We start from the raw sequence: 19,956 nt of genomic DNA, 5'->3' as shown, positions 1-19,956 counted from the left end.
TGCGTCCGAGGTCGCCTACCCACTAGTTTCGAACGGCAGGCCCGATCGACCCCTACGTAGGAGGATCACTCAATATGAACTCGAAGATCTGGTGGATCATCATTGCGGTGGTCGTGGTGGTCGTCGTTCTTGCCGTGGTCGGCGCGGTCATGAGCAGGTCGCGCAAGCGGGCACATCGACGCGAGGCGCACCACCTGCGTGACCGTGCAGAGCGCGGTCAGGCCACGGTGGCCAGGGCCGACGATCGCGCGCAGACCGCGACGGAGACTGCGCAGGATGCCCGCGCCACGGCGGATGCACAGGAGCAGCGCGCCCAGGAGCTGGAGACCGAGGCGCGGCACGAGCAGGAGGCCGCGGCGGCCATCCACCGCGAGCACGATGAGACGCTCCGCAAAGCCGACAAGGTCGACCCCGACGTGCAGACCGACCGCGCCGGCAACCGGGTGGGCGATGACAAGCGCAACGACGAGGACACCACACGCGACACCGCGGGCGCCGCGGCCGTAGCGGGACAGACCTCCTCTTCCGACGAGCCCGCCCGAGAGGCCGCAGAGGACGACCGTGGTGCAAGCGCGGCGGCACCCCTTCACGAGGATGGTTCGGATGCGGACGCCACGCCGGTTCCCACCGGCGGGACCCACTACGAGGACGAGGCGACCGGCCGGCCTTCTCAGGTCGGTCACGAGCGCACCGGCGAGAGTGCCGCGTTCGGTGAGCAGGGTGCTGGTCAGCAGGACCCGTATCGGGATGAGGCGTCGGGTCAGCCGTCGCACCTGGAGGGTCAGGGGGCCGGTGAGCGGACCGCGTTCGGCGAGCAGGGTGCTGGTCAGCAGGACCCGTATCGGGATGAGGCGTCGGGTCAGCCGTCGCACCTGGAGGGTCAGGGGGCCGGTGAGCCCACCGCGTTCGGTGAGCAGGGCACCGGCCAGCAGGACCCGTATCGGGATGAGGCCTCGGGTCAGCCGTCGCACCTGGAGGGTCAGGGGGCCGGTGAGCCCACCGCGTTCGGTGAGCAGGGCACCGGCCAGCGGGACCCCTATCGGGATGAGGCGTCGGGTCAGCCGTCGCACCTGGAGGGTGAGGGCAACGAGCTCCGGCAGGAGGATGCCGGTGAGCGTCCCGTCTGGGACGAGGAGACCGGCGAACGCACCCATCTGCGGGACGACGAGACCGGCGAGCCGCCCGCACACCGGTAGCGCATGGAAGCACCGCGTGCACCACACCTGAATTGATCACGACGCCCCAGGGACACCCTGGGGCGTCGTGCTGTGCCCGGACGGACCCGCGGCTTTGCCTGTGCGCGACCACTGACGCCGCCCTGCGCAAGTCCCTACGCTGGCGGAATGTTCTCCTTGTCGACCTCACGCCCGGCCACGACCTCGCAGACGGTGACCAGGCGGGTCCTGGGCGGTGTGATGACGCTGGCGGGCACCTCCCATCTGACCTTCGCCCGCCGAGAGTTCAAGGCGCAGGTGCCCGACTGGTTCCCGATGGATCAGGACCTGGTCGTGCTCGGATCCGGCGTGGTCGAGATCAGTCTGGGTCTGGCGATGCTCCTGCTGCCGGAGCAGCGACGTCAGACCGGGCTCGCGCTCGCGGCGTTCTATGTCGTGATCTTCCCCGGCAACATCGCGCAGTACGTCGAACGCACCGACGCGTTCGGACTCGACACCGACACCAAGCGACTTCTTCGTCTCTTCGGCCAGCCGGCCCTCGTCGCCGCGGCCCTGTGGGCAGCAGGTCTGCCCGAGCGCAACCGCTGACCCCGCTCGAACTTTCGCCATGCGCGACGGGGCAGATGCGCCCCGTCGCGCATGGCGAGATCGATGACGGTCAGCCGACGGTGCTGACCTCCAGGTCGCCGTCGGCGTACCGCTGGCGCAGCACCTTCTTGTCGAACTTGCCGACGCTGGTCTTGGGCACCTCGTCGATGAAGGTCCAGTGCTCGGGCAGCTGCCACTTGGCGACCTTGTCGGAAAGGAACTCCCGCAGCTCGTCCGCCGAGGGGGAAGCGCCGGAGCGGAGTACGACGGCCGCGAGCGGCCGCTCGTCCCACTTGTCGTCGGGCACGCCGACCACGGAGGCCTCGACCACGTCCGGGTGACCCATGAGGTGGTTCTCCAGGTCGACCGAGCTGATCCATTCGCCGCCGGACTTGATGACGTCCTTGGAGCGGTCGGTCAGGACAAGGAATCCGTCGTGGGTGAGCAGCCCGACGTCACCGGTGCGCAGCCACCCGTCGTCGAACTTGGCGGCCGCGTCGTCCAACTGCTGATCGGATTCGGTGCCGTTGGAGTAGTAGGCGCCGGTGACCCAGGGCCCGCGCACCTCGACCTCGCCGACGCTCTCGCCGTCCCACGGCTTCTCGTCGCCGTCGGGTCCGATGATGCGCGCCTCGACGCCGCAGAGCAGGCGACCGGCGGCGGCCCGGTAGTGCCAGTACTCGTCCGATCCCTCCTCGGCACGTCCCGGCGGGACGGCGAGGCTTCCGACGGGCGAGGTCTCGGTCATACCCCAGCCCTGGATGATCTCGATGCCGTGCCGTTCCTGGAAGGCCTTCATCAGCGCCAACGGCACGGCGGATCCGCCGACCATCAGCATCCGGCAGCTGGAGACGTCGGCGTCCTCGTGGTCGTCGAGGTACTGCAGCAGGGGGTTCCACACGGTGGGGACGCCGGCGCCGGTGGTGACCTTCAGCTGCTCGATCATCTGCGCGAGCGGCTCGGGCTGCAGGTACTTGTCGGGCATCACCAGCGATGCACCGGACACCATCGCGCAGTACGGGTAACCCCACGCGTTCGCGTGGAAGAGGGGTACGACGACCAGGAAGTTCTCCGCCTGGCGCATCGCGAGACCGGACACAACTCCGGTCGCGTGCAGGTAGTTGCTGCGGTGGGAGTAGACGACTCCCTTGGGGTTGCCGGTGGTGCCGGAGGTGTAACACATCGACGACGCGCAGTTCTCGTCCAGATCCTCCGGCCAGTCAAAGGTGTCCTGCTGCTCGTCGAGCAGCTCGCGCCAGCCGCGCACGCTCTCGACGTGCTCGGTCTGAGCGATGGCGGTGCGCACCTCGTCGCTGACCGCGTCACCGTTGATGATCACGTGCCGGATCGCCGGCAGCTCGGGCAGCACCTTGCTGAACGGCTCGGCCAGGCTGTCGTCGACGATGACGACCTCGCTGCCGCCGTGCACCGCTGTGTAGATCAGCTGCTCGGGGAAGAGGCGGATGTTGATCGCGTGCAGCACCGCGCCCATCGACGGCACCGCGAGGTAGGCGACGAGGTGCTCGGTGTTGTTCCACATGAACGTGCCGACCCGCTGGTCGTCGGTGATTCCCATGCCGCGCAACGCATTCGCGAGGCGCGCGGCATCCTGGCCGACCTCGGCGTACGTCGAGGTGCGCGCGCCGTCGGCGGTCCAGGTGGAGACGGTGCTGTCCCGGTGGACTGTGGTGCCGTAGCGCAGGAGTTGGGAGATGAGCAGAGGCGTGGTCTGCATGGTGCTCTTCATGTGATCAGCGTCTCACCCCGAAGTGACTCGCGCGTAGGGCTCGCCAAGGATCAGCGGAGATGGGCGAGGAACGGCTGCGAAGAGCCCCCACATCGCCTCAGCTATACCCCCTAGGGGTATTGTGGAGGGTGATCCAGGAGGTTCCATGCCCACGACCACCACGCCGGTGACTCTGACGACCCGCCAGGCTGCGACCGCGCTCGCCGAGACCGAGCTCGTCATCACCGGGATGACCTGCGCCTCGTGCGCCATGCACATCGAGAAGAGCCTCAACTCGCTCGACGGCGTGAACGCCCAGGTCAACTACGCCACCGAGAAGGCACGGGTGCAGCACGACCCGGCCGTCACGGGTGCTGAGCTGGTGCGCGCGGTCCAGGACGCCGGGTACGAGGCGCAGCTGCCGGTGGCCACGGACGCGCCGGACGCACCGACCACGCCCGATGTGCCGGACAACGTGGCATCCCTGCGCCAACGGCTGCTCGTCAGCTGGGTCCTCACGGTGCCGGTCATCGTGCTCGCGATGATCCCGGCCGCGCAGTTCCGCAACTGGCAGTGGCTCTCCCTGGTCCTGGCCGCGCCCGTCGTGGTCTGGGGTGGGCGACCCTTCCACGTCGCGGCCTGGGCCAACGCCCGCCACCGCGTGGCCACGATGGACACCCTCGTCTCGCTCGGCACTCTCGCGGCGTTCGGGTGGTCGCTCTACGCGCTGTTCGTCGGCGACGCCGGGGTGCCCGGCATGCACCACGGCTTCGAGCTCACCGTCTCCGCCTCGAGCGGGGCGGACTCGATCTACCTGGAGGCCGCTGCCGGGGTCACTGCGTTCCTGCTCACCGGTCGCTACATCGAGGCCCGGTCCAAGCGTGCCGCCGGTGCCGCCCTGCGCGCTCTACTCGACCTCGGCGCGCGCGACGTGGTGGTGCTGCGGTCGGGTGGCGAACGTCGTGTGCCGATCGGGGAGCTGGCTGTCGGCGACGCGTTCGTCGTGCGCCCTGGCGACAAGATCGCCACGGACGGCGTTGTCACCGAGGGCCGTTCGGCGGTCGACACCTCGGCGATGACGGGGGAGTCATTGCCGGTGGAGGCCGGCGAGGGCGATCACGTCGCCGGTGGGACGCTCGCCGTCGAAGGTCGGCTGGTGGTCCGCGCCACCCGGGTCGGTAGCGACACGGCCTTGGCGCAGATGGCGCAGCTCGTCGAGGACGCCCAATCCGGCAAGGCCGCCGTGCAGCGGCTCGCCGACCGCGTCGCGGGCGTCTTCGTCCCCGTCGTCCTGCTCATCGCGCTCGCCACCCTGATCGGCTGGCTGGCGTTCGCCGGCTCCGTCACCGCGGCCTTCACGGCCGCCGTCTCGGTGCTGGTAGTGGCATGCCCGTGCGCGCTCGGACTCGCGACCCCGATGGCGCTGCTCGTGGGCACCGGCCGGGGTGCCCGCGCCGGGCTGCTGATCAAGGGCCCCGAGGTGCTCGAGACCTCCCGCACCCTGGACACGGTGCTCCTGGATAAGACCGGCACCCTCACCACGGGTGTCATGACGGTGCGCGACGTGGTCGCGGCCGACGGCGTGGACCGCGATGAGCTGCTGAGCCGCGCGGGGTCGGTCGAGCACTCCTTCACCCACCCCGTCGCCCGCGCGATCAGCGCGGCGGCGTCCGGGCGCGTCGACGCCCACTGCATCAAGGACGTCAGCGGGCTCGGAGTGACCGGAATGGTCGATGACACGACCGTCCTCGTCGGCCGCCCCGCCCTGCTGGAGCAGCAGTCGGTCGCCGTCCCGGACCAGCTGATGGACGAGCTGCGTCGCCTTGAGAACGACGGTGCCACAGCGGTGCTGGTGGCCTGGGAAGGGTCTGCGCGCGGTGTCATCGCGGTCGCCGACACGGTCCGCCCGACGTCCGCGGACGCCGTACGTCGGCTGCGCTCGCTCGGTCTGCACCCGGTGCTGCTGACCGGCGACAACGCCGGGGCGGCCGCCCGGGTCGCGGCTGAGGTGGGGATCGAGCAGGTCATCGCCGGCGTCCTGCCGCAGGACAAGGTGGCGGCCGTGCGCGAGCTGCAGGAGCAGGGGCACGCGGTCGCGATGGTGGGCGACGGGGTCAACGATGCGCCGGCGCTCGCGCAGGCCGATCTGGGCATCGCGATGGGCGGTGGCACCGACGCGGCGATCGAGGCCGGCGACATCACTGTGGCGTCCAGCGACCCTCTCGCGGTCGCCGACGCGATCCGGTTGTCCCGCAGCACCCTTCGGGTGATCAAGCAGAACCTGGTGTGGGCGTTCGCCTACAACGTGGCGGCGATCCCACTGGCCGTGAGCGGACGGCTCGGGCCGATGGTGGCCGGGCTCGCGATGGCCCTCTCCTCCATCTTCGTGGTGCTGAACTCGTTGCGGTTGCGGCGTTTCCGCACCCTGCGCTGACGCGCCGCTCCTTCCGTCGGGGGGTAGACGGACGAATACACGAGGGTGGGGCAATAGCCCCACCCTCGTCGTTTCTTCCACCCCTCGGTGATTTCGTCGCCCCTCGATGGTCGGGAGGCGACGTCAGAAGAGGTTGACCGCTCGTGCGGCGACCAGGGTGACGGACAGCACCGACACCGTCCCGCCGAGCATGAAGAGCATCTTGCTGCGCGGGCTGACGGGCATCGTGTCGGTCGGGCTGAACGCCGTGGCGAGCGTGAACGCGGTGAAGAGGTAGTCGGTGAAGCAGGTGAGGAACGACGTGTCGTTCACATCGGACATCTGGGGGAAGAGCAGGTCCGGGTGCTCGGGCGGGTGCGGGTGCTCGGGATTGCGCGCGAACGGCCCGCCGCGGTCGATCTCCCAGAAGATCGCTGTGTTCGCAACGATGTTCGTGACCTCGATGACGACCGCAGCGACGATCATCTCGCGGGCGGACACCTTGCCGCCCGTCGCGATCGCGATGATCAGATGCGCGAGGTCGAGCGCGTTGACGAACAGGACGCCGAGCGCGGAGCACAACGAGGCCCGCCGCCATGTGGTGTCCTCCCGCCGCAGTCGCACCGGATCGGACAGCACGAGCGGCAGGAGCAGCAGCGCCTGTGCCACCGGCATCAGCCAGGCCGGACCGATCGACGCCTGCCGAGGCAGGAAGAGCTGCAGTGCGAGCGCCAGGGCCACGGCGACCGAGATCGGCCATCGGCGCATCGAGCGCTCGGGCGTACGACGGGGATCGATCACGAGAGGTCAATCTAGGCCCACCGTGGACACGATGAGCCCTCGACGGACCGGCCACATAGATTGGCTATGGCAGAACAGAGACGAGGAGGGTCCGTGGCGAACATGCGCGCCCTGATGGCCGACACGAGGCCACTGCGCACACCGGAGTTCCGTCGGCTCTGGACCGCGGGCATCGTCACGCTGATCGGCGCCCAGCTCACGGTCGTCGCGGTCCCCGCGCAGATCTACGAGCTGACCCGCAGCTCGGCGTACGTCGGTCTGACCGGGGTCTTCGGGCTCGTCCCGCTGGTGGTGTTCGGACTGTACGGCGGCTCGCTCGCCGACGTGATGGACCGGCGGACTCTGCTGCGCGTCACCACGGTCGGCCTGATCCTGAGCAGCGGCCTCTTCTGGGTGCAGGCGCTGATGGGCCTGCAGAACGTGTGGGTGCTGCTCGTGCTCTTCTCGGTGCAGCAGGCCTTCTTCGCGGTGAACCAGCCGACGCGATCGGCCGTGCTCCCGCGCATCCTGCCCGAGGAGGAGCTCCCGGCGGCCAACTCGCTGAACATGACGGTGATGCAGTTCGGCGCGATCGCCGGTCCCCTCGTCGGTGGTGCGCTGCTGCCGGTCTTCGGCTTCTCCTGGCTCTACCTGCTCGACACCCTGTCCCTGGTCGCCACCCTGTGGGCCGTCATCGCGCTGCCCCCGCTCCCGCCCGACGGCAACGCACCCAAGGCCGGACTGCGTTCGGTCCTCGACGGATTCGCCTACCTGCGCAACCACAAGGTGCTGCTCATGTCCTTCCTCGTGGACATCATCGCGATGCTCTTCGGTATGCCGCGTGCGCTCTTCCCGCAGATCGCCCACGAGTCGTTCGGTGGTCCGGCCGAGGGCGGGCTGGTCTTCGCGCTGCTGTTCGCGGCCATCCCCGCGGGCGCCGTCCTCGGCGGTGTCTTCTCCGGGTGGGTCTCGCGTACCGAGCGCCAGGGTTACGCCGTCATCGTCGCGATCGTGGTCTGGGGCCTCGGCATCGTGGTCTTCGGGGTGGCCATCGGCTTCGCGCACGGCAGCCACGCCGGGGTGCTGCTGATCGTCGCGCTCGTGGCGCTCGCCGTGTCCGGCGCCGCCGACATGGCGTCCGCGGCGTTCCGCTCGACGATGCTGCAGAGCGCAGCCAGCGACGATGTGCGCGGGCGGCTGCAGGGAGTCTTCACCGTCGTCGTCGCGGGTGGACCGCGGTTGGCCGACGTCGCGCACGGCGGGGCCGCGGCCCTCGTCGGCACGTCGGCTGCCGCCGCGGGAGGTGGGGTGCTGGTGGTGATCCTCGTGATCGCCGCGGCGCTGCTGGTGCCGGCGTTCGTGCGCTACCGGGTCGTGCGGGAAGCGGCCGCGCCGATGCCGGTGGGCGGCTGACCGGTAGACCCCGTCACGATGCCGGTCAGAGTGCTCGACGCCGGGCCAGGAACGACTGCAGCACCACGACCACGGCCAGGAACGCGCCGTTGACCAGGTCCGAGGCCGACGAACCGTACTGGGACAGGTGCACGCCGATGAGGTTCTGGATGACCGCGAGCAGCAGGACACCGGCCGCGGTGCCGTACATGGATCCCGAACCGCCGGTCAGGATCGTGCCGCCGATCACCACCGCGGCGATCGCGGTGAGCTCGTAACCGACCCCGATGTTCGTCACCCCGGACTGCAGCCGCGAGGCGTTGAGCATCCCGGCGACCGCGGCGAGCGTCCCGGACAGCATGTAGACGAGCACCTTCGTGCGGCGCACCCGCACGCCCATCAGCAGCGCCGCGTTCTCGCTGCCGCCGATGGCGAAGAGCGCCTGCCCGAAACGGGTGCGCACCAGCACCACCGCGGCGATCGCGAAGAAGGCGACAGCAGTCAGGATCGGCCGCCACGTGCCGTCGCCCAGGAAGGCGAAGACGGAGTGACCGGGCACCAGGTAGGTCGTCGACCCCTCGTTGCTGATGGCCTGCAGCAGGCCGCGGGCGAAGAGCAGTCCGGCCAGGGTGACGATGAAAGGCGCGAGCCGCGCGTAGGCGATGAGCGACCCCTGGATGACGCCGATGACCAGGCCGACCACGATCGGCAGGAGCACCGCCACGCCGCTGCCGCCGTGATTCATCCCCCAGGCCGCGAGCACCCCGCCGAGCGCGAACATCGATCCGACGGACAGGTCGATGCCGCCGGAGATGATGACGAAGGTCTCGGCGAGCGCCAGCAGGGAGACGTACGCGTTGCCGACCAGGATGGTCGAGAAGTTGCCGCTCGAGGCGAAGCCCGAGGAGAAGATGCAGGCCAGCAGCACCACGAGCACCAGGACGACCGGGCCGCCCTGGCGTTGCAGCAGCGCGAACACCCGCTCGCGCGGGGTCTCCGTCACCCCGCCGCCGGCCACATCCTCGGCGGGCGCGGTCATCTGGCTGCTCATCGGTTCGCACTCTCCCGGGCGATGAAGACGGCGATGCAGATGATGACGGCCTCGATCATCTGCTCGTAGGAGTTCTTGACGTTGTTCTGGATCAGCGTCGCGGAGACCAGCTGCATGAAGATCGTGCCGGCGACTGTGCCGATCACCCGGATCTGACCGCCGCTCAACGGGGTTCCGCCGACAACGACCGCGGTGATCGCGAGCAGCTCGTAGTTGAGCCCGTAGTTGGCCGGGTCGGCATAGGCCCCATGCCCCGCGATCAGGACACCGGCGACGGCGGCGAGCATGCCGGACATCACGTAGACCGACAACAGGATGCGACGCACGGGCAGCCCGGCGAGGAAGCTGGCCGACGCGTTGTCGCCGACGGCCACCAGGTTGCGGCCCAGCGTCGTCCGTCGGACCACGAAGGCGATGATCGCCACGAGCCCGGCGCCGATGTACGCCATCTGGGGTAGCCCCAGCCATCCGGTGAGCCCGAGGTTGAGCAGGGTGGGGTCGTTGAGCGGTTTGGCCGTGGCGCCGTTCATGATCACTGCGAGCCCGCGTAGCCCGATCATCAACGACAGCGTGGCGACGATCGGTTGCACGCGGGCGAAGGCGACCAGACTCCCCGAGATCGCGCCGCAGACACCGCCCGCCAGGATCGCCAGGGCGATCGAGACCCAGACGCCGTACCCGAGGTAGAGCGGCAGCACCGCGGAGGTGAGGGCGATGACGCCTCCCACCGACAGGTCGATGCCCTCGGTGCCGATCACCAGCGCCATGCCGAGCGCGACGATAAGCACCGGGACGGCCTGGTAGAGCTGCACGCGCAGGTTGTCCAGGCTGAGGAAGGAGGAGCTCATCACGGCGTTGACGGCGATGAGGACGACGATGCCGGCATAGACGGCGTACTTGGCGACCGGCGCCGCCCAGCGCCGGCGCCCCACGGGCTGCTCGGCCTTCGTCGAGGTCAGGGTGGCGGTCATGAGGGATCCTTCGCCGGTTGCACGTCGTCGGAGATGGAGGGGTCGGCGGCCAGCGCCTGCATCAGGTTCTCGTCGGTGACGGCGTCACCGCTCAGGTTGTCCACGACCTTGCCCTCCCGCAGCACCACGATGCGGTCCGAGCCTTCGATCAGCTCCTCCAGGTCGGAGGAGATGAGCAGCACCGCGAGGCCGTCCTGCGCGAGCTCCTCGATGAGACCCTGCACCTCGGCCTTGGCGCCGACGTCGATCCCGCGGGTCGGCTCGTCCAGGAGCAGGGCCTTGGGGTGCAGGCACAGCCAGCGGGCGAGCAGCACCTTCTGCTGGTTGCCGCCGGACAGGTCCGAGACCCGTTGGGAGGGACTGGAGACCTTGATCTGCAGCCGCTCGATGAAGTACGAGACGATCTCATCCTGTTTGGAGCGCTGCACCAGTCCCAACCGGGACAGCCGCGGCAGGGCTGCGAGCACGATGTTCTCCCGCACCGACAGGCCGGGCACGATGCCGTCGAGTTTGCGGTCCTCGGGCAGCAGCGCGATGCCTGCGCGGATCGCGGCGGCGGGTGAACGACGCCGGAGGCGCTTGCCGTTGACGGCGACCTCTCCGGACTCGGCGTGGAGGGCGCCGACGATCGCCCGGGCGGTCTCGCTGCGGCCGGCGCCGAGCAGCCCGCCCAGCCCGACCACCTCGCCGCGGCGTATGTCGAGTGACACGTCCTCCAGCGTGTGGCGCACGTTCAGCCCCTGTGTGTGCAGGACGACGTCGTCCTCGACGTCGCGGTCCTCGGCGAACGCGGTGCTGCCGTGTTGGCGCAGATCGCTCGCGTCGCGTCCCAGCATCATCGAGACCAGCTGCAGCCGGTCGATGTCCTCCATCGCGCTGGAGCCGACGACCTGTCCGTCGCGCATGACGGTCACCCGGTCGCAGACCCGGTAGAGCTCCTCCATCCGGTGGCTCACGTAGAGGATCGCAATCCTGGATGCAGCGAGACGCTGGATCACGGTGAAGAGCGTCTCGACCTCGCGCTTCTCCAGCGACGACGTGGGCTCGTCCATGATGACGACCCGGGCGTGGATCTCCACGGCTCGGGCGATCGCGACCATCTGCTGGGCGCCGAGCGCCAGTGAACGCAGCGGTCGAGCGGGATTGACGTCGATGCCGAACTCCCGCAACCGGGCTCGGGCGTCGCGGTTCATCCGGGCCGTGTCGACCAAGCCGAAGCGGCGTGGTTCGCGGCCGAGGTAGAGGTTGCGGGCCACGCTCATCAGCGGGATGAGGTTGACCTCTTGGTAGATGGTGGAGATGCCGGCCGCCTGGGCCTGCAACGGGTCGGTGAAGCTGACGGGCTCGTCCAGCAGCCGCACCTCGCCCTCGTCAGCGGTGTAGACCCCGGTCGAGATCTTGATGAGCGTGGACTTGCCCGCGCCGTTCTCACCGACGAGCGCGTGCACCTCGCCCGCCCGTAGTTCGAGGGAGACGTCGCGCAACGCGCGTACGCCGGGGAAGGACTTGCTGACGCCGTCCAGGCGGAGCACGACACCGGAAGAGTCGGACATCAGGGCCTTTCGAGCAGCGATGGGGCGGGGCACCTCAGGGTCCCTCGCCCCATCGCCTCCGTGGTCGAGGATCAGTACACGTCGCCGTTGGAGAGCGCGGCCTTCGCGTTGTCCTTGGTGAAGTGGTGGTCGGCGATGATGACCTTCGTCGCGACGCCGGCCGAGGTGTAGAACTTCTGCAGCGCGTCGAACGCCAGCGGCCCGAAGCGCGGGTTGGTCTCGACGTCGGCGACCATCACGCCGTTCGCGACGTCCTGCACGCACTGCTGCGTGCCGTCGATCGCGACGACCTTGATGTCCTTACCGGGCGTCTTGCCCGCGGCACGGATGGCCTGGATCGCTCCGAGGGCCATCGTGTCGTTCTCGGCGTAGACCCCGGTCAGCTTCGGGTGACTCTGCAGGATCTGCTCCATCACCTTCTGCCCGGTGGCCTGGTCGAAGTTGGCGGTCTGGGACGCGACGATCGAGATGTTCGGGTACTTGGCCTTGATCTGGCTGGTGAAGCCGTTGGTGCGGTCGGTCGCGACGTTGTTGCCCGAGGTGCCCTGCAGTACGGCGACCTGCCCCTTGCCGCCCATCCCGCCGGCGAGGTCGTCGGCCGCGATCTGGGCCTGCTTGTAGAAGTTGGACCCGATGAAGCCGATGAAGTCGCTGCAGGCGGTGCCCTTGACCGTGCGGTCGATGGTGAGGACCGGGATGTGCTTGGCCTTGGCCGCCGAGAGCGCCGGGGTGAGCCCGTCGGAGTTCTCCGGCGCCACGATCAGCACCTTGGCGCCCTGGGAGATCATGTCCTGGATGTCGGTGTTCTGTTGCGACACGTTGGCGTTGGCGTTGCGCTGGATCAGCTTGATGCCGAGGGTCTTCGCCTCGTCGGTGATCGACTTGGTCTCTGTCGCCCGGAAGGGGTTGCTGGTCGACTCCGACTGCGAGAAGCCCACCGTCACGCCCTTCAGGTCGAGCTTGGGGGCGCCGTACTTGGTGTAGGTGCAGGTGGGGCCGGACCCGCCGGCCTGTGTCTGGACCTGCTGCTGACCTCCGTTGCTGCTCGAGGACGACGATCCGCTGCTACTGCTCCCGCCACTCGCCGAGGAGGAGTTCCCCGAGCTGCTGCTCTTCGTGCAGCCGGCGGTGCCGAGGACCAACGCCGCTGCCACCGCCGCCACCCCTGCCGACCTTAGATTCCGTGGGCCGCGTCCATCCAGTCGAACCATCGTGCACACCTCTTCCACTGTGATCGCCGTCACGTCGCGGCGTGAGCCTCATCTAACTCGCCCGAACGAGAGCGGTCAATAACGATCACCTAACGATGCGAATCAGTGCCACAATGTCGCCTCAGCTCGCGACACAGGCGTCGCTCAGCGGCAGAAGCGGTGTTTTCATTGCGATCGAATACGATCAAGAACCATCTTTCGCCCAAATTCCGGTAGCGTTCGGCTCATCCGGCGTCCAAGAGGTGGTGAAGGGCAGTGATCGCAGCCGAACGGCGCGCAGCCATCCTGGAGATCGTGCGGTCCCGGGGAGTGGTCTCCCTACGGGCGCTGGTCGAGACGACGGGCTCCTCGGAGGTCACCATCCGGCGGGACCTGCGGTCCCTGGAGCAGGAGAACCTGCTCAACCGCAGCCACGGCGGCGCCGTCCTCCCCGGGGGTCTGACCCACGAGCTGTCCTATCTGCAGAAGTCCTCGGTGGCTGCCGACGAAAAGGTCGCCATCGCCGTCGCAGCGGCGGGGCTGGTGCAGGAGGGCGACGCGATCCTGCTCGGTGCGGGGAGCACGACGCAGGCGTTCGCGCAGCAGCTCACCGGCTTCCGCGATTTGACGGTAGTGACCAATTCCCTTCTGGTTGCAGAGAAACTGGCCGGAAGCTCGGTCGAGGTCATCGTCACCGGCGGGACGCTGCGGGGCTCGACGTTCGCCCTGGTGGGCGCCGAGACGGAGCGCAGTCTGGCCGACCTGCGCCTGCACCGGGCCTTCCTCTCGGGCAACGGTCTGAGCGTCGACCACGGTCTGTCGACTCCGAACGTGCAGGTGGCGAGCTCGGACCGGGCGATCGTGAGCGCCGCCTCCGAGGCCGTCGTACTCGCCGACCACACGAAGCTGGGCGTCGACACGATGTGCCGCACGCTGGACACCGACCGGATCACCCACCTCGTGACGGACTGGCGAGCGGATCGCGCCGTCGTCGCCGCCTTCCGCGAGCGCGGGGTGGTGGTGCACGTCGCGACCAAGGTGACCGCTGACGCCGACACCGGCGCCGGCAGCACCGGTTGAGCGGAACTGACCGGTCGTGAACACCGGTAGAAGCTGACGAAACGTCCACTCGTTGTCGGTGATCGGGGGCACTATGAGTAGCTCGATCTCATGACTGTGGAGGGCGCTATGGCGAACCAATCCGGTGACCGGTCGACGGTGCAAGGCAGCGGTCGAGATGCCGTCGAAGGGGTGACGACGTCCGGCCCGGTCCCGGACGACCAGGAGATCGACGTGACGTTGGTGCTGCGCAGACGCGCTGAACTACCGTCCGCGAGTCACGCCTCCGATCCGATCGACGTCGCCGAGCTCGCCGAGCGGTACGGCGCCGACCCGGCTGATCTGCAGGCCGTGCGTTCGGTCGTGACCGACGCGGGAGCCCACGTGCTCTCCGAGGATCCCGCCGGTCGCCGTGTGATGGTGCGGGGTACGTACGCGGTGCTGAAGAAGCTCTTCGGCGTCGAACTGACCCAGGCGCGCGGCGACAGCGGGTCGTTCCGGATGCGCACCGGTGAGCTGTCCGTGCCGACGGGCTTCGGCGGAGCGGTGATCGCGGTGCTGGGTCTGGACGATCGTGACCAGGCGCGCGAGCGGTTCGTGCACGCCAGCGCGGCAGCGACGTCGTACACACCGATCCAGCTCGGGGAGATCTACCACTTCCCGGCGGGCACCGACGGGACCGATCAGGTGGTCGCGATCATCGAGTTGGGCGGCGGCTACCAGCAGGACGACCTCGACGCCTACTTCACCAAGCTCGGGGTCGGCTCACCCGCGGTGACCGCGGTGGGGGTCGACGGGGCCGAGAACGCACCGACCGGTGACGCCAACGGGCCGGACGGAGAGGTGCTGCTCGACATCGAGGTCGTCGGCGCGCTGGCACCGAAGTCCCAGATCAAGGTCTACTTCGCCCCCAACACCGACGCCGGCTTCCTCGACGCCGTCACGGAGGCCGTGCACGCGTCACCCGCGCCCGCGGCGGTCAGCATCAGCTGGGGTCAGAGCGAGGATCAGTGGACCGCGCAGGCGAGGACGGCCATGGACGCCGCCTTCGCCGACGCGGGGGCGCTCGGGGTGGTCGTCACCACGGCCGCGGGTGACAGCGGATCCTCCGACAGCGGAGTGGGGGTGCACTGCGACTTCCCGAGCTCCAGTCCGAACGCCCTGTCCTGCGGGGGCACGTCGCTGCAGGCGACCGACACCACGGTCAGTTCGGAGACGGTGTGGAACAACGGGGCAGGACGTGGCGCCACCGGTGGCGGTGTCTCGGACGCGTTCCCAGTGCCGGCGTACCAGGCGAGCGTGGGCGTTCCGGCTCGCAAGGGCGGGGGTGCCGGACGCGGCGTACCCGACGTCGCCGGCGTCGCCGACCCGGCCACGGGCTACCAGGTGCGGATCGACGGCACCGACACCGTGATCGGTGGCACGAGTGCTGTCGCACCGCTCTGGGCAGCGCTCACGGCACGCCTGGTGCAAGCGACCGGACGCCGCTTCACCGACGTCCACACCACGCTCTACACCGGTGCGGTCGCGGGCGTCGTGCCGGAGGGCTTCCGAGACATCACCAGCGGCAAGAACGGCGCCTACCAGGCCAAGCGCGGCTGGGACGCCTGCACCGGTCTCGGTGTGCCGGTCGGCGACGCGCTGCTCGCCCGGCTCAAGGACGCCTGAGCCGCACGCTTATCGGGCGGGTCAGGCGACCTGGAACGAGCGCTTCGAGAGGCCGAACTCGTAGCCCGCGATCGTGGTCTGCACCGGTGCGTCGGCTGCGGTCGCGGCGCCGATGGTGACGAAGAGCGGGGTGTAGTGCTCGACCGTGGGGTGGGCGAACCGCAGGCCGGGCGCCCGGTCGCGGTACGCCGAGAGCAGGTCGACGTCGCCGCGTGCCAGCGCGTCGGCGGCCCACTCGTCGAAGTCCCGTGACCAGCTCGGCACCTGGTTGTCGAAGAACGCCTCGCGGGTCAGGTAGGGCAGGCCGTGCGTCATGAACCCGGATCCGATGACGAGCACGCCCTCCTCGCGCAGCGGGCGCAGGCGCGCGCCCAGATCCATCAGCCGCTGCGGGTCGTGCGTCGGCATCGACATCTGCAGGACGGGCACGTCGCCGTCGGGGTACATCACCTTCAACGGCACCCACGCCCCGTGGTCCAGGCCGCGGCGGGTGTCCTGGTGCACCGGCTCGGTGTCGGGCATCAGCGACGCGACCTTCGCGGCCAGTTCGCTCGCGTCCGGGGTCGCGTAGGTCATCTGGAAGAACCGCTGCGCGAAACCGCCGAAGTCGTAGACCAGCGGGGTGTCGGCCGCGCTGGCCGAGATGGTGAGCGGGGCGGACTCCCAGTGCGCGCTCACGATGAGGATCGCGCGCGGGGTCGGCAGCGCCTGCGCCCAGGCGAAGAGCTGGTCGATCCATCGAGCGTTGTCGAAGAGAGGGGGCGCGCCGTGGCTGAGGTAGAGCGCGGGCATCGCTCCGTCCGCCGTCGTCCAGGGCCGGCGGTCTCGGCTGCGCGGGGCGGTGGAGACCAGGAATCGGTCGAATGCCGCGCCGGGAAGGTCAGGGGCGTTCACAGGTCCTCCACTCTTAATGTTCAAGCTTGAATAAAATACCATAGAGGGATGGCACCTGACGAGGACACCCGCTGGTTGGACGATGAGGAGCGCGCGGCCTGGCTCGACATCGTGCGCATCGTGGTGAAACTTCCCACCGTGCTCGACGCCCAGCTCGGCCGCGACGCCGGCGTCAGCTACTTCGAGTACATGGTGCTGGCCATGCTGTCCGAGCGCCGGTCCCGCACCCTGCGGGCCAGCGATCTCGCGCGCGTCGTCAACTCCTCCGCGACCCGGCTGTCCAACGTCGTACGCCGGCTGGAGCAGCGTGGGCTGCTCGCTCGACTGCCCGACCCGGACGACGGGCGGGGGACGCTGGTCCGGCTCACGGATGCCGGCCTGGACCTGACGATCAGCGCGGCCCCGCTGCACGTGCAGACGGTGCGCGCCGCCGTCTTCGACCCGCTCGAGCCCGGCGATGTGCAGGCCCTGCACGCCTCGCTCGGCCGGATCCTGGCGCGCATCGATCCGGACTCCGCCACCGAGCCGCTGCCGATCGAGGTCGAACCCACCCACGAGCGGGCCCAGCCGACGGCCTAGGGCATCGCTCGCCTGCATGGCGCACCTAATCTGGGGCGATGGTGATCGAGCACCGGTACGCCGCGCGCCTCCGCTGGTCGGGGTCGACCGGGGTCGGGTACGACCACTACCCGCGCGAGCACGAGGTCGTGGTCGCGGGCGAATCGCTGCGGATGAGCAGTGACCCCCACTTCGGCGGCGATCCGGCCTCCCGCAACCCCGAGCAGTTGCTCGTGATGGCGGCCAGCAGCTGTCAGCTGCTGTCCTTCCTCGCAGTGGCCGCCCGCGCGCGGCTCGACGTCCTCGCGTACGACGACGACGCGGCCGGGTTGATGACGCAGGGCGACGGCCCGGCGTGGGTGGAGCTGATCCAACTGCGGCCACGCATCGAACTCGCCGCCGGAAGCAGGACCGATCAGCTGCAGCGCCTCGTCGAGATCGCCCATCGTGAATGCTTCATCGCCCGCTCGCTGCGCAGTGGGATGAAGATCGAGGCCACGATCGTTGTGGAGGGTCAGGACGTGACCGTGGTGCGGGTGGCCGATGCCGCCGCCCCGCGCGTCGAACCGCAGCGGGGGTGAGCACACCGGCGCGTCCGCGTTGCACAATCGAGGCAGGAGGCCACCGATGTCCCAGATGCACAGTCGCGACTACTCCCAGCTGCAGTACGCCGAGAGTCTCTACGAGCAGAAGGACTACGCCGAGGCCGCCCTGGTGCTGGAGAAGCTGCTCGACCACTCGGACGTGACGCACGGCACGACCGACGCGCGCCTGCTGCTGGCCCGGTCCTACTTCCACTCCGCGCAGCTGGCCAACGCCGAACGTGAGGCGCGCGCCGTGCTCGCCGTCGCCCCCACCGAGGGGTACGCCGCACTGCTGCTCGGGCGCACGCTGCAGCGCCAGTCGCGGCACGCCGAGGCCCGCAACTTCCTGGAGATGGCCAAGATCTGGGGTGTCGACGCGTGACGCGCTGACGGTGTTCGCGACGGTCGACGGTGTTCGAACGCCCTCGACGAACACGAACGCCGTCGACGAACGCGAACGCCGTCATGGTGCGGCCGCCCGCGGGGCGCGATAATCGGCGAATGGATCCGCTGTCTGCGCGAGTAGCCACTCCCGATGCGCTCGAGGCCCTCATCGGCCAACCCTCGGAGCGCACGCGTCACAAGGTGCGCACGGAGTTGACCGACGCCGACCTGCGATGGCTGGCGGCATCCCCGTTCTGCGTGCTCGCGACCAGCGATGCCGACGGTCGGTGCGACGCCTCACCGAAGGGTGATCCGGCCGGCTCGCTCGTCCACGTCATCGACCGGCGCACCGTCGCCATCGCCGAACGCCCCGGAAACAGAAGGGTGGACGGCTACCACAACATTCTCGCCAACCCGCATGTGGGGATGATCTTCCTGGTCCCGGGGCGCAGCGACACGTTGCGGGTCAACGGTCGCGCGCAGCTCGTCAGCGACGCGCCCTGGTTCGACCGGTTGACGGTGCGCGCCAGCCGACCGGTGCTCGCTGCGGTTGTGCAGGTCGAGGAGGTCTTCGGACACTGCGCGAAGTCGCTGGTGCGCTCGGGTATCTGGCATCCGGACGGCTGGGCGCCGCAAGCCGTCGACGGGCTCGGATCGAGCCGTGCGTCGCGCTCTCTCGATGAGTTCATCCGGGAGACCGAGAGCGAGCAGGTCGCCGGATACAGTTCCGGGCTCTACTGATCCGGCCCCCACGATTCGGCGGAGTGTGCGAAACGGAGGGGTACGCCGTGCGTACCCCTCCGTTCTGAGTCGAGCAGGGTCGAGCTCAGGCCTGCTTGATGGCCGAGATCTCGATCTGCAGGGTGATCTTGTCGGAGACGAGCACGCCGCCGGTCTCGAGCGCGGCGTTGAAGTTGATGCCGTAGTCCGAGCGGGTGATGGTGGTCGAGCCCTCGAAGCCGACGCGCTCGTTGCCGAACGGGTCCGTGGCCGAGCCGTTGTAATCGAAGTCGATGGTGACCGACTTGGTGGTCTCCTTGATGGTCAGGTCGCCCACCACGCGCAGGGTGTCGTCGTCGACCGCCGTGACGTCGGTGGAGTGGAAGGTCATGGTGGGGAACTTCTCGACCTCGAAGAAGTCTCCGGTGCGCAGGTGGCCGTCGCGGTTCTCATCACGGGTGTCGACGCTGGCGACCTGGATGGTGATGTCGATCTTCGCGTCGGACAGGCCGGCGCCGGACGTGGCGGTCCCCTCGATGTCCTTGAACGAGCCGCGGACCTTGGTGACCATCGCGTGGCGGGCGACGAAGCCGAGCTCGGAGTGCGCGGGGTCGATGGTGTAGGTGCCGTTCAGGTCCTTCAGGGCGGTGCTCATGGGTGCTCCTCTGCGAGATGTTCACGTATGGATGACGTGCTGGGGACAACTTTCCCCAAGATTGGGTGATGTGTCAACTATCCAGGTAGAGTGGACTGCATGACTTCAGGTGTGAGATGGCTCGACGACGAGGAACAGCGCGTGTGGCGCCAGTGGTTGCAGACCAATTCGCGCCTCCAGGCCCACCTGGCGCGCCAGATGCAGGAGGAGTCGCGGCTGTCGCTGCCGGATTTCGAGGTGCTCGTGACGCTCAGTGAGACCCCCGAACGCCGGATGCGGGTGGTGGCGCTCGCCGACAGCATCAAGTGGGAGCGCAGTCGCCTGTCCCACCACCTCACGCGGATGGAGAAGCGCGACCTGGTGACCCGTGAGGAGTGCGCGCAGGATCGGCGCGGCGCTTTCGTCGCGCTCACCCCCTCAGGCCTCACCGCGCTGGAGGGCGCTGCCCCCGGTCATGTCCGCGAGGTGCGGGCCGCGATGTTCGACGTCCTCAGCCCGCAGGAGATCGCTCAGCTCGACCACATCACCGCCACCTTGCTCGCCCGGTTGGGCCAGGAGGATGAAGGCGGCCTGTGCTGCGGGGCGTGACCTCCCG

At 69.1% G+C, this 19,956-nt stretch carries 19 protein-coding genes; 11 read left to right on the top strand and 8 right to left on the bottom strand.

What is annotated here, in order from left to right; genetic code table 11:
• Positions 1-74 precede the first annotated feature (74 nt).
• Together JOB34_RS10290 and JOB34_RS10285 are read left to right on the top strand one after the other, a co-directional pair.
• The gene (locus tag JOB34_RS10290) at positions 75-1,196 is read left to right on the top strand and encodes a hypothetical protein (protein ID WP_208052631.1); all 1,122 of its coding nucleotides are present in this window, start codon (positions 75-77) and stop codon (positions 1,194-1,196) included.
• A gap of 147 nt (positions 1,197-1,343) precedes the next feature.
• Entirely contained in the window at positions 1,344-1,763 is a 420-nt protein-coding gene (locus tag JOB34_RS10285; protein ID WP_179483201.1) for a hypothetical protein, read from the top strand.
• Between the two features lie 70 nt (positions 1,764-1,833).
• Here the strand turns inward: JOB34_RS10285 and JOB34_RS10280 are convergent, their stop codons facing one another.
• Complete coding sequence (locus JOB34_RS10280; protein WP_208052630.1) at positions 1,834-3,510, bottom strand: fatty acid--CoA ligase; 1,677 nt, start codon at positions 3,508-3,510, stop codon at positions 1,834-1,836.
• 145 nt (positions 3,511-3,655) lie between these two features.
• Between JOB34_RS10280 and JOB34_RS10275 the strand changes: the two genes are divergently transcribed.
• Positions 3,656-5,923: a heavy metal translocating P-type ATPase gene (locus JOB34_RS10275; protein WP_208052629.1), complete on the top strand. Its 2,268-nt coding sequence runs from the start codon at positions 3,656-3,658 to the stop codon at positions 5,921-5,923.
• A 123-nt stretch (positions 5,924-6,046) separates the two neighbouring features.
• Here the strand turns inward: JOB34_RS10275 and JOB34_RS10270 are convergent, their stop codons facing one another.
• Entirely contained in the window at positions 6,047-6,703 is a 657-nt protein-coding gene (locus JOB34_RS10270) for a hypothetical protein (protein WP_208052628.1), read from the bottom strand.
• 102 nt (positions 6,704-6,805) lie between these two features.
• On the opposite strand from JOB34_RS10270, the gene JOB34_RS10265 reads away from it, so the two are divergent.
• Positions 6,806-8,095, top strand: a complete 1,290-nt coding sequence (locus tag JOB34_RS10265; protein WP_208052852.1) for an MFS transporter — start codon at positions 6,806-6,808, stop codon at positions 8,093-8,095.
• Positions 8,096-8,120: 25 nt separating this feature from the next.
• Here JOB34_RS10265 and JOB34_RS10260 read toward each other — a convergent pair whose 3' ends face one another.
• The 4 genes from JOB34_RS10260 to JOB34_RS10245 form a co-directional block, all read right to left on the bottom strand.
• Positions 8,121-9,125, bottom strand: a complete 1,005-nt coding sequence (locus JOB34_RS10260) for an ABC transporter permease (protein WP_243757912.1) — start codon at positions 9,123-9,125, stop codon at positions 8,121-8,123.
• Complete coding sequence (locus JOB34_RS10255; protein ID WP_179483193.1) at positions 9,122-10,096, bottom strand: ABC transporter permease; 975 nt, start codon at positions 10,094-10,096, stop codon at positions 9,122-9,124. The genes JOB34_RS10260 and JOB34_RS10255 overlap by 4 nt, the downstream gene beginning before the upstream one ends.
• Positions 10,093-11,649, bottom strand: coding sequence for a sugar ABC transporter ATP-binding protein (locus tag JOB34_RS10250; RefSeq protein ID WP_208052627.1), 1,557 nt, complete (start codon positions 11,647-11,649; stop codon positions 10,093-10,095). Before JOB34_RS10250 ends, JOB34_RS10255 begins: the two co-directional genes overlap by 4 nt.
• A 71-nt stretch (positions 11,650-11,720) precedes the next feature.
• On the bottom strand, positions 11,721-12,803 hold the full coding sequence (locus JOB34_RS10245) for an ABC transporter substrate-binding protein (protein ID WP_208052626.1): 1,083 nt from the start codon (positions 12,801-12,803) through the stop codon (positions 11,721-11,723).
• A gap of 312 nt (positions 12,804-13,115) precedes the next feature.
• Here JOB34_RS10245 and JOB34_RS10240 point away from each other — a divergent pair, with 312 nt between their 5' ends.
• On the top strand, positions 13,116-13,919 hold the full coding sequence (locus JOB34_RS10240) for a DeoR/GlpR family DNA-binding transcription regulator (RefSeq protein WP_179483190.1): 804 nt from the start codon (positions 13,116-13,118) through the stop codon (positions 13,917-13,919).
• Between the two features lie 108 nt (positions 13,920-14,027).
• Positions 14,028-15,566, top strand: coding sequence for a S53 family peptidase (locus tag JOB34_RS10235; RefSeq protein WP_208052625.1), 1,539 nt, complete (start codon positions 14,028-14,030; stop codon positions 15,564-15,566).
• Positions 15,567-15,587: 21 nt separating this feature from the next.
• Here JOB34_RS10235 and JOB34_RS10230 read toward each other — a convergent pair whose 3' ends face one another.
• Complete coding sequence (locus JOB34_RS10230) at positions 15,588-16,460, bottom strand: class III extradiol ring-cleavage dioxygenase (RefSeq protein WP_347813820.1); 873 nt, start codon at positions 16,458-16,460, stop codon at positions 15,588-15,590.
• A gap of 48 nt (positions 16,461-16,508) precedes the next feature.
• Between JOB34_RS10230 and JOB34_RS10225 the strand changes: the two genes are divergently transcribed.
• From JOB34_RS10225 to JOB34_RS10210, 4 genes are all read left to right on the top strand, one after another.
• Positions 16,509-17,039 (top strand): winged helix DNA-binding protein, encoded by a 531-nt coding sequence (locus tag JOB34_RS10225; RefSeq protein ID WP_208052623.1) that lies wholly within the window; start codon positions 16,509-16,511, stop codon positions 17,037-17,039.
• A gap of 38 nt (positions 17,040-17,077) precedes the next feature.
• Positions 17,078-17,599, top strand: a complete 522-nt coding sequence (locus JOB34_RS10220; RefSeq protein WP_208052622.1) for an OsmC family protein — start codon at positions 17,078-17,080, stop codon at positions 17,597-17,599.
• A gap of 46 nt (positions 17,600-17,645) precedes the next feature.
• Positions 17,646-17,984, top strand: coding sequence for a tetratricopeptide repeat protein (locus JOB34_RS10215; RefSeq protein ID WP_208052621.1), 339 nt, complete (start codon positions 17,646-17,648; stop codon positions 17,982-17,984).
• A 119-nt stretch (positions 17,985-18,103) separates the two neighbouring features.
• On the top strand, positions 18,104-18,727 hold the full coding sequence (locus JOB34_RS10210; RefSeq protein ID WP_208052620.1) for an MSMEG_1061 family FMN-dependent PPOX-type flavoprotein: 624 nt from the start codon (positions 18,104-18,106) through the stop codon (positions 18,725-18,727).
• 85 nt (positions 18,728-18,812) lie between these two features.
• Here JOB34_RS10210 and JOB34_RS10205 read toward each other — a convergent pair whose 3' ends face one another.
• On the bottom strand, positions 18,813-19,361 hold the full coding sequence (locus tag JOB34_RS10205) for a YceI family protein (protein ID WP_179483184.1): 549 nt from the start codon (positions 19,359-19,361) through the stop codon (positions 18,813-18,815).
• Between the two features lie 99 nt (positions 19,362-19,460).
• Here JOB34_RS10205 and JOB34_RS10200 point away from each other — a divergent pair, with 99 nt between their 5' ends.
• Positions 19,461-19,949, top strand: coding sequence for a MarR family transcriptional regulator (locus tag JOB34_RS10200; protein WP_208052619.1), 489 nt, complete (start codon positions 19,461-19,463; stop codon positions 19,947-19,949).
• Positions 19,950-19,956 lie beyond the last annotated feature (7 nt).

The organism is Allobranchiibius sp. GilTou38, from assembly GCF_017565325.1.
Taxonomy (GTDB): domain Bacteria; phylum Actinomycetota; class Actinomycetes; order Actinomycetales; family Dermatophilaceae; genus Allobranchiibius; species Allobranchiibius huperziae.
Note: the sequence above shows the minus strand (reverse complement) of the source record. Positions and strands in the feature narration are given on the sequence as shown.